At 34.2% G+C, this 10,718-nt stretch carries 8 protein-coding genes and 1 pseudogene; 1 reads left to right on the forward strand and 8 read right to left on the reverse strand.

Going from position 1 to position 10,718, the window contains the following annotated elements; genetic code table 11:
* Positions 1–65 (reverse strand): annotated as a pseudogene (locus FTT70_RS13760) (helix-turn-helix domain-containing protein); the annotation flags it as partial.
* A 227-nt stretch (positions 66–292) separates the two neighbouring features.
* On the opposite strand from FTT70_RS13760, the gene FTT70_RS12935 reads away from it, so the two are divergent.
* Entirely contained in the window at positions 293–1,024 is a 732-nt protein-coding gene (locus tag FTT70_RS12935) for a Fic family protein (protein ID WP_180168695.1), read from the forward strand.
* An 18-nt stretch (positions 1,025–1,042) separates the two neighbouring features.
* On the opposite strand, the gene FTT70_RS12940 is transcribed toward FTT70_RS12935, so the two are convergent.
* The 7 genes from FTT70_RS12940 to FTT70_RS12970 all read right to left on the reverse strand — a co-directional run bounded on the left by FTT70_RS12940 (position 1,043) and on the right by FTT70_RS12970 (position 10,616).
* Positions 1,043–1,303 carry a YkgJ family cysteine cluster protein gene (locus FTT70_RS12940; protein WP_180168696.1) on the reverse strand — a complete coding sequence of 87 codons (261 nt, stop codon included), beginning with the start codon at positions 1,301–1,303 and terminating at the stop codon, positions 1,043–1,045.
* On the reverse strand, positions 1,300–2,928 hold the full coding sequence (locus tag FTT70_RS12945; protein WP_180168697.1) for a DNA repair protein: 1,629 nt from the start codon (positions 2,926–2,928) through the stop codon (positions 1,300–1,302). Before FTT70_RS12945 ends, FTT70_RS12940 begins: the two co-directional genes overlap by 4 nt.
* 66 nt (positions 2,929–2,994) lie before the next feature.
* A complete protein-coding gene (locus FTT70_RS12950) occupies positions 2,995–4,071 on the reverse strand; it encodes a chemotaxis protein (protein ID WP_180168698.1) in 1,077 nt (358 codons plus the stop codon).
* Positions 4,072–4,246: 175 nt separating this feature from the next.
* On the reverse strand, positions 4,247–4,501 hold the full coding sequence (locus FTT70_RS12955) for a hypothetical protein (protein ID WP_180168699.1): 255 nt from the start codon (positions 4,499–4,501) through the stop codon (positions 4,247–4,249).
* A gap of 224 nt (positions 4,502–4,725) precedes the next feature.
* Positions 4,726–5,628, reverse strand: coding sequence for a YafY family protein (locus FTT70_RS12960; protein ID WP_180168700.1), 903 nt, complete (start codon positions 5,626–5,628; stop codon positions 4,726–4,728).
* Positions 5,629–6,224: 596 nt separating this feature from the next.
* Positions 6,225–9,650 (reverse strand): DEAD/DEAH box helicase family protein, encoded by a 3,426-nt coding sequence (locus FTT70_RS12965; RefSeq protein ID WP_180168701.1) that lies wholly within the window; start codon positions 9,648–9,650, stop codon positions 6,225–6,227.
* 6 nt (positions 9,651–9,656) lie between these two features.
* On the reverse strand, positions 9,657–10,616 hold the full coding sequence (locus tag FTT70_RS12970) for a DNA methyltransferase (RefSeq protein ID WP_373685759.1): 960 nt from the start codon (positions 10,614–10,616) through the stop codon (positions 9,657–9,659).
* Positions 10,617–10,718: the final 102 nt, after the last annotated feature.

Consider the following 10,718-nt stretch of genomic DNA (forward strand, 5'->3'; position numbering starts at 1 on the left):
TTGGCCAGAAAAATGAGTCGTTCTCGCTGTTCTAAACTAAGTGGTACAGAAACAATTCGAGGCATGTGTGAACATCTGTTAACTAAAAAAACTTTTTCGCATGATTAGTTATTTTTGTCAACTTATTGAATACCAAATTAATTTTGTTCAAATTCTAACAGAGGATATGAACTAACTTGGTTACTGATTTTAACACATGTGAATTCAATATAAAGTGAAACGTTATAACATTACTTTCTTATATTTCTTTTTTTCATGTATCATTCAATAGTTCAACTTCAGGGATAAGGTTATGTTTGAAAATATTGATGCTTTAAAAACAAAATTAGATCTGCATCGTCCTCTTTCTCCTGCAATTGTAAAAAATCTACAAGAAGATCTTATTGTTCGTTGGACATACCACTCAAATGCAATCGAAGGCAATACACTTACATTGCTAGAAACAAAAGTTGTCTTGGAAGGCATAACTGTTGGCGGAAAAGCATTACGAGAACATTTCGAGGCAATCAACCATAGAAATGCTATCTACTATGTTGAAGACATTATTCGCAAAGAAGAGCCTTTTTCTGAATGGCAGATTCGAAATATCCACCAACTCATTCTAAAAAATATTGATGAAGAGAAAGCGGGACGCTATCGCCAGCAAAATGTATTGATCTCAGGTGCTACATCTACCCCACCTGATTACACATTATTAAATGACAAGATGGCTCAACTAGTCGATTGGTATAACCTTGAAGCACATAAACTTCACCCGATTGAACGTGCAGCCAAAGTACATGCGGATTTTGTGAGTATTCATCCGTTCATTGATGGCAATGGACGCACATCACGTCTTTTGATGAATCTTGAATTATTAAAGGCTGGCTATCCGCCTTGTGTGATTACAGTTGAAAATCGATTGGCTTACTATGAGGCTCTTGATCAATGGATGGCTTATGGAAAAACAGAAGCATTTATCCAGCTGGTATCCGATGCTGTTCTAGAAGGATTTAAACCATATCAAGTAGTTTTAGGAATTTAAAATTATATAATCGATTAATCATTCAAGTTGGTCCAACTGCTCACAAGCGATCAAATTAAGATGTACAAATTGTTCCCAAGAAATTTTTTGTTTAAAGTGTTGCTCATAATAGGTATCAACTCGACATACTTCCGGACGATTTTCATAGATTTTACATAAATGAGATGTTAGATCGTGGTAACGGCAAATGCCGTCACCACGATCTAAAAAATCAGTTTGATTTGATAAATTAACATGCCTGCAACAGGCTCCGCACTGAGTGCATGGAAAAGCAATCAATTTTTAGCTAACCCTAATAACCAGCTTCGAGTACTTTCCGAATTTCCCATTTCAAATGGTAATTTAATTTCTTGCTTTTCTATTTCTTTCTTTAGAACTATATTGCGCTCTAATTCAGAATTAGCACTGTTTAGTTGTTCTGTAAATACAGAAATCTCATCAATATTTAAGCCAAATTCTAATTGCGTTAATTGTAGAATATATTGGTCTAACTCTTTATTGATCTCTCTAAAGTTATCTAGTATTTTTTCATATTTTGTTTTTACCTGATCTAAATATGACCAGAATTTTTGCATTATTTCACTTTGCTCAATGAAATAATTTAAAGCCAAAATTACAATACCACTTGTCAAAGCGCTAGCGAAGTCAACAACTAAATTTCCTAAAGGCATTGAGTTAAGAGCAGCTAAACCTTCATGCATAAGCATACCTACGATTATGCCAATACTTGCTGAAAGAATTTTAAAAGTGGCTTTAGTTAACTCACCAGTCGATAAGTTCTCTGGATTAAAGAATGCCATCTTCATGACTTTGATCAAATTTAACCAGGTCTCTCTTATAATTTTCCCCCAAAACTTTGTTGTTGTAAGAAAAATATTTAATACCGTTGTAGAAAGACTTGCAAAAACACCTGAAATTGTTGCATCCCGAAAACTAGAAACTACATCCTTAAACCGCTGCTTTACACGTTCAATAATATTTAAAACTGTATCTTTTAAATCATCTAAAAAGTTTTTAATTCTAAATTCAACTGTTTTATACTTCACGCATATAGAAGGAATTACTGCTTTTATTTCAAACCAAATTTCAGCAAGTATAAGTCCTAATGTCTCCCTCAAACCCATTTTTAAACCAGCAATCCCTGCTGATGTTAAGCTTGCCTTAAAAAACTTAGTACTTTGATAATAACTATTTATCTGCTTCTCAGTTTCAGCTCTTGCCTTTTCATCAACTTTTTTCATGGATTCACTATCAACTTGTTTAAGCTCATCCAATGATTGCTGTTTTTTTCTAATTTTATCTTGAACTTGCTGAAACTCATGCCGTTCTTGAGGTGTAGATTGTGGCATTCCATGAAGCTTCTGATTTAACTTACTTAATTCAATTTCACGATTATTAATTGTTTCGGGTAAATTATTTAAAAATTTATCAACAGAATGCTGTTTTTTAGTTCTATTTATACTGCTAGCCGTTGACGATAAATTTGAATCTTGATTAGCTAATTCTACTCCATCCAGTCCAGCTAGCATTCTTCCAGCATCATTATGAATCTCATGCGCTGATATAATATGATCCAAATCACGGTTTTGGCCTTTTGATAGATTTTTATCTTTACGATATTTATCTTTTAAAGTCCCATTTTCTTGCGCTTGTTTATCATTCCGCCCTTTCTGAATATAATTATGATGTTGATGATAAGCAGCCGAATCATATTTTTCACGATTTTCATACTTTATCTTTTCCGCTTCTGTTGCCCATATGTCTTGTCTGACATTTTGAATCGTATCAACATCTCCACCTTTTTTATCTTCAAATAATAAAAAATCAAGACCAAAGGTAGTCACTAAACTTTTAGTGACAACTTGGTTAATTTCATCTGACCAATCAAATGTTTTTGATGACATATCTGTTCCTAATATAAGAACTCCTCCTGTGTTGACAGGAGGAGTTCTTCATACTTTAAAATTATGTTATGAACGCTTAAAACCTTCATGGGTTTCTTTTAAAACTTTCTCAAGACCTTGATGATCAAGTACTTGCATACCATGTTCGTCTACAAGAATTTCTGCATTACCATCTTTGTCTAAAATAGGATTACCTTTATTATCTTGTTTTACCTTGAATAGTGGCGTAGAAATCATTTTTGCCATAATTGCAGCTAAACTTGTACCATTTTCAATGCATGTAATCGTCTCTTCCGAAATGCTATGTATTTTTTCCTGATTACCCTCTTTTAGTATTTGATTAATCTCTTTTAGCTTTTCAAAATACAAATTGAAGACGCTATATATTTTAGTTAATTCATTATAAATTCGGTCTGCATAAGATTGGACTCGCAATAACTGCTCTTGTGCAATCTCCATTTTTGTAACAGCTTGGTCAACTTCGTAACGGATATCTCTTGCTTTATCTAGCGCTTTAGAACCATGAATCGCATAAGCAATACCAGCTACAGCTAATACAGGAGCAACAACTGCGCCTCCTAGCACCATAGCACCACCAGCCATTCCCCAACCGCCAGCAGCTAATGAACCACCACCAATAGCCGCCATAGTAGCATTATATGCAGCGACACCAGATAAAGATGCTATAGAGGTCCCTGTAGAGGCGGCTCCAAGAGTCATAACACCACCGTAAACAGCAAAACCTGCAGCTGCTCCCGAAACACCACCACCAACAACAGTTTTCAAATAGTCAGTTGCTGTAATAGCTACTTCCTTTATTTGATTTAACTTATGCTGAGGAATTTCGATTTTCGTATTACTGAATTTTTGAAAGTTATTATCTTTTAAAATTTCAGAAACTAGATGATCAAACTTATCAAAATCTGCCCCTATTTTAAGCTCTAGTTCACCAAGGCTCTCTAAAGATTTGCTAGTTTTAGTATTTGTCTCATCAAGAGCTTCTTTATACTTTTTAAACCGATTTTTTGAGCTTTCAATGATATCATCAGCAAGGTTTTTATCTTGATGACCATCATAGGCTTTTTTTGCACCCAAAGCTGTGGCAGCTGCAGCAGCACCAATTAAAATTAATGGTAAAGGCATAATCTCTCTCTACTACTAAGTAGTTATTTTTAACAATGACTAAGATGTTAATTTATTTTAGAGCACGACTAGGTAATTAAATTGGAATCTATTTAATTTTTCAATTCACATAAATGAGTTAGAAATAGTAAATAATCACCCACTCTAAAAAGATGAAATAATATCTCAAAAAAAATTAAATACTTTTAATATCTTCCATAGTTTCATAACCTCTATATCTTAACTCTTTTCGAGCTGCTGTCGCTTTAATAGGTGAACGCTGAGCTTCTGTAAGGCAAATTTTAGCTAGTTGACGATCATTTAGATCAGGCATTTCTTCCGCATATTGAGCAGATCTTTCTTTTGCTCCTTCATACTGATTTTTAGCTTCTTTAGCTGCATATTCTCCTGCTGCTTTTGCTACTTGTCCGACTTTATTCCAAAAACTCATTTTATACTCTCGCTTTTTTACACACTAAATTTGATAAAAATTACATTAATTTTTCTTGTCAAGAAAATGAATTCCCCACATTACAGCTATTGCAAGCCACCCTAAAGGACCGTCTAGGATCAGCTGCTCCAACCCCGATTAATAACGGTACAAGTGGTAATACCATTTATATATTCCTCTTATTAAAGTTCTTTACACATTTTTTAAATCTATATGTTTTAAAATCAATTAGAGCTTATGTATTCCTTCAATCCCTTTTCCATCTCATTTTGTAATCTTCCTGGATTTACAATTTTAAGATGTGGAATCCAAAATCGTATTAACGGCAATAACTGCATGTCATGATTAATTTTAGAAGAAACCAGCAATCCACCATCATTTAACTCTTTTACTATTTGCTGCTCAGGCAATATAGATCGCTGCTTAAAGTAAAATGCGACCTGACTATCAATAGATAAAATGATTTCCTGCTTATCCTGTCCAAACCAGATACTGTCATCATTTTCCACAAGTTTTACAATATTTGGGTCAGGGACAAATTGAGAATCTTCATGTGGAGATTGCATGAGCTGAATATGTGAAATGCGATAAGTACGCAATTGATTTTTTCTGACTGCTGCTAAATACCAACTACCATGATGATGAATCAATCGATAAGGTTGAACTAGTCTAGGTTCTCCTTTGTATACAAAACTGATTTGTCGCTGCTCTTGAATTGCTTTTCCTAGAACTTTGAATAATTCTTTAAACTGACTCACATCTTCAAAAGAGTAACCCTTAGCACTATAAATTTGATGTGCTCGACTATCTAAAAGTTCACGCAAAAAGGATATATCCAATGACGGATACAAATGATTAATCCCTGAAAGCTGAGCAAAATTACGGATATCTTTTGGGGCAATTTTTCCTAAGTAGTTTAAATCTAAATAATATTTTTTACTTTCAATATCCTGCAGCAAAGGCAAATAAGTATTAAGACGGTCAAAATCTCTCGAAATAGTACGTGTACTTACCCCAAACTCTGATGCAAGTTCTTTTATACTTAACTGATACCCCATATTTAACTTTGTTAAAATATTGGCTAATCTGTCGGCTAAACGCTCATGAATAGAATCATCACGTTTCATAAATTTTCTCTAATTATTTAAAAACATATACCAAACGTTTAAAGTTCCGATATGCTAGAAATATAACACATTAAACACACAAAAAATTACACTAAATCACAAAAAGTATTAATGTAATTTCAATTTAAAGAATATTTAGCCTTTCTAAATAACGTTCGAGGTGTAACATTGCTAAATAGAACTTTTTTAATTCAGCCCACTTTATTTTCCCAAGTATTAATGCTCTAAAAATACGCGTTAAAGCTTTCTTCTTATGATTATTCGTAAATGAACCAGGGCTTATCGTCATGCTAATGTCCTTTCAATTTTCCTTTTAAATTTAAACTTTTGATCAAAATGACTATTCAATGGAATAAAGTGAAGATAAGGCATAAAAATGACAGGACATGTCACAAGTCGTAAAAATTATTTTATTTCTTAAATTTCCAATTTTTCTTGGGTAAACTACTACAATAGAGATGGTGGCAGTTGAACTAAAAATTTAAACCTTTGATTTAAAAAATTTAAATCTATATAGTGATTTTTATAAAACCAAATTTTTACCCAAGTTTCTACACAGCCAAACAGTGTAGAAACTTGGGTACTAGGAATATTTTTTATATTTTTTCTAATATCTTTTTAAACATCTGCCCAAGATACGCTGTACCATTACCCACCATAAATAAGACATTCTTTTCAGCAAACTCTTCTTCAGAAAGAGAGTTATTCAGAATATCTTTCATTGGGGTAATAGACAAAATAAAGCTATTCAAAATCAAGACAGAATGATCGAGTTTTGCTTCAATACTTTTTATCTCTTTATAGAACTCAATTTTGGCATCATCGTGATTCATGTTTCGGATGCCTTTAGGATCAACTAAAGTTAAATACTGTTGCCCTGTTTCCTTATTAACTAGCCATAATAAAAAGTCAGGATAAAAATTTCCGGCTAAAGCAAAACCTAAACCACGATATTTATTATCAGCATTTCTCAATAAATAAAGCTCATAACCTTTCAGTAAAGCATCAGCATCTGGAGTATTGATATAACTTTGCAAATCCAGAACAAACTTCACTTCACTACTTTGGGTATGACTAGTGTAGTCAAATAGCATTGGTGACCATGTAAATGGTAAGCTTTCATCTTTCTTGTCCAATAATGGATAAAAAAGATGACGATCAAAAGTAATCGCTCTAAAACTACCATCTTCTTTCCACGGTGCTAATTTTTCCACCTCACCCTTAGCAACCAAGTCCTTCAAGACCTCTAGACGGTCAAATACTTCTTGTGCTTCGTTATTTTTACCGTCTTTGGCAGTAAGGGTATATTGGTCACAAATCTGTACAGGCAAATCTTTATCGTCCAAGCTAAATTCTGTCACTTCATAAAACTGCCCCTCATAGGCATTCTTAATCGCATGATAGAACTTATCCATATAGGATTGTAAAAGCTCCGTTAGAATCGCTTGCTGTTTTTTAATTCCGCTTACATCACTAGATAATTCTGATCCATCGACCAAAAGCTTATACCAGTCATCCGTAGACGATTTGATATCTCTAAAACAAAACTCTTGTAAATCATCAACATTCAGTTGTAGGTTGCTATATCCACGCTGGAACTTATATTGCTGAAGTTGCAAGTAAATTTCATCAAAATCAAACATACACATGATTTTTGGTGAAATCTCATGCTCTTGGCGTTTGTCTTTAACATCTGTTTGACGCTTTGACTTATCGGTATGAAAGGCTTGCAAGCGAGGATACAAATCCAAAACGACAAAAGGTTTTTTAATTTTACCTTCGTACTGTTTTGGAATTTTAAACATCGATAGTTTTGATTGAGCCTTAAAACCATTGGCTTGATTATCTTTATAGCCATCTTTTAAAGTCAGTGTTTTTAAGCGCTGTGCTTTAATTTTATTGGTTGGAAAATCCAATGTGACTAAATCCTGATTCAGGATAATGCCTTCATCATTTAGATAATCGCGGAATTTTTCCATGTAGTCAGCACGTAAACCAAAAATATTAATAGTTTGCATCAAATCTAAATGCAGACCTTTATATTCAGCCTTACTATAAATTTCTCTTGGTGTTCGTTTTAAAGAGAAGTTCTCACCTTTTAAACGTACGCCACGACCAAAGAGCTGAATAATCTGTGCGCCTTCACCAGTCCCCATGTTCAATAAGCCCATGGTCGAGACACGCCAGCTACTCCACCCCTCAGTAAATTTACGTGAACCAATCAGAAGATGTGTTTCACTATCATCATTATTTAATGTAGGAAATAATGATTCCGCAAAATCATCAGTCCGTGCATTTAGATAATGTGTTTGACTAGATTCTTCACAATTGTCGTATAAGCCTTTTTCATCACCTACGTTAATCACTGCAAAAGGAGTATTTTCTCCGACCTGTAAGCGCAACTCACCTTTATTCGCCGTGATGCGTACTACATTCAAACGTTGATTTGATGTGGTATTAAAAAAGCTTCTTAAAATATCTTGGTAAAGATCAGTTGCATTTTGCCCATGTAAAGGTGCAAATCGATTGGCAAAAATATTAATACCATTGGTATCGACCAAACGAGATGTATTAGTAATTAAGTCATGCAGCCAACCTATCACCTTACTCTTACGAGAGGCATCTAAGAAATCAGCCAAGAATTTTACAATGGCTAAAATATCGGAATCATCATCATTGACTTTATTGCCGACAAATACCCACAGTGGTTTTTCAATATTAAATTTTGCCAGCTTTACCTGATTCTTTTTAAACAAATACTGTTGTTGATAGAACGAGAGTAAGCAAGCTGTAAGATAAAGATTACGCTCATCATCTTCATGATATTCTTTCATGTTCAGAATATTGACTTCTTTACCATAGCCATCTGCATAGAAATATTTGTATGAATAATCAAACAAAATACTTTTAGCATAGACTTCTCGTAGTGCTTCCCGACGATATTTTTGCTGTTCTAATTCATCCAACTGAATATTTTTTTTCTGTTCTTCGGTTAGCTTATTAATTGCCATGCCATACAGCATTTTGGCTTTCTGTTTTTTTGCATCTTCAAACCGTTTATAGACGTTGTCTGCCTTACTTACAGCTTGACCAAAGGTAGCCGAATATTCAAAACTAAAACCATCTTTAGTGAGAATATCACGACGCTCCATCCAAGCACCTGCACTACTACTCGTACCACGGTGCCCTTCGTCAATCAGAACAAGATTCTTACCTTCCAAGCTCATTGTCGCAACGGTTTTATCACCATCGGTATCACTCAGCTTATTCATATCGATGATTTGAATTTCATCTCGATACAAGCTATTACGACTCTTCTGTTTATCGAACAAAGTTGCTTGAAAACCTGAGTCAGTAAGTTCTTGCAAATGCTGTTCACTCAAACCTTCATTCGGTGTAAGTAAAATGATTTGGTCTGGATAAGTGCTGTTGCCATTTTGATGTTGGAAATAGTCTAAATACTGCAAAATATTGACATGCATGAGCAGTGTTTTACCGCTACCTGTTGCATTCCAATAACCAATTTTATTTAGGTCTTCAGGCAAATACTGCTGAAATTGATCTGCATCAATTTTCTGGTCATCATTATATTGTTCTAGTTCAACATTCAGCTCATTGAGCATGTCCGCTTGATGATTAAAATATTGATCTAAATAAAGTTCTGTAAACAGCAATGAAAGGTATTGGAAATATTTTAGATTTAAAACATGCCCTTCTATTTCATTACGTTTTTCAGTGATCTTTTGCCAGTGCTTCACAATGTTTAAGTCATAGCGACGTAGCACATCGATATCAACAACTTGTTTGTTAAACAAAGTATTGCTGATTACACTAAAGAATTTTGTTTGTCCTGCATTATCACCCTCATGCTCGATTCCCTCAAATTGCGGATGATCAAGCTGTTGTTTCATGCCTTCCAAACGATTGGGATTAAACTTCGACCACAACCATTTATTTAAAATCAATTGCTCGTGAAAATTGACTTTAACCGCTTTCGTTTTTGCTTTAGGAGCCTTTGCCACAGTGCATTACTCCTCAAACATATTCTTTAAGAAGGTTTGTTCAATTGAACGGACTTTGAGTTGTTTTTCTTCACCCTCTTTGGTGGTGTATTTGCTTGCTACGTTGTGATCACCATTGATATAAATCAATTGGTACTCGCCATCGTTTGGATTAATTTTAAGTTTTGAAAGTAATTGATCGAGTTCTGCATAGCCAATTTTGTCGCAATCACGCCACAGAACAGTGGTGTATTCACCTGTACGCAATTTACCTGTGATTTGGGCATAGCCTTTATCTAACTGATAATCTACTTCTTGAACATTCAGCCCAATCAGATAGTTAAAGGTTTCAACCAAGTCAATATTTTTACGTTCAAACGCACCTGCGCTATCGGTTGTAATATTCATTTGATAGCTAAATGGCTTTAAGAAATCTTTAACGTTCAGCAATGAATCTTTGCTTTCTAGCTCAAGCATATAGTGCATGAGATAATCGCTATAAGCGTTTTGATCTTCAGGCTTGGTTGAAGCTTGTTGCTCTGCTAAAAGCGTCTGTTGAGCGCCTTTACGCACCAACTCTAAGTTATTGAGCGTATCTTCATAACTTTCAAGTTTCACAACTTTTAAACAGTGACTAATACCAGATTCAGGATTTATTGGTTTACCCTCTTTCCAGTCTGCTGAATACACCACTTTTTGAATACGGGGCTTAATAACTGAATTAAAGTATTCACTTTGTTCAACTAATAAATATTTTCTCTGCCCTTTATCTGCTTTATTAAGCTCTATTACACTTTGTGCTGTAGTCCCAGAACCAGCAAAAAAATCAAGAACTATTCCATCTTTAGAATAAAAGTCAATAATATAATTTAATAATTTATTTGGCTTTGGATAAGAAAAATTAATACCAATATTCATCAAATAAGAAGAAGCAGACTGCGTACTACCTAATGATTGTAAAATTGCTCTGTACACGACAAATTTCACAGAACCCTTATCCTATCAGGATTCTGCTTTCTTAAAATTGCCAAAATTTCCTTAAACTCTTCTTTTTTCCCAAAACCAATTAAACGCTGAATCGCCATTTGA

Origin of the sequence: Acinetobacter sp. YH01003, assembly GCF_013420525.1 — a bacterium.
Classification (GTDB): Bacteria; Pseudomonadota; Gammaproteobacteria; order Pseudomonadales; family Moraxellaceae; genus Acinetobacter; species Acinetobacter towneri.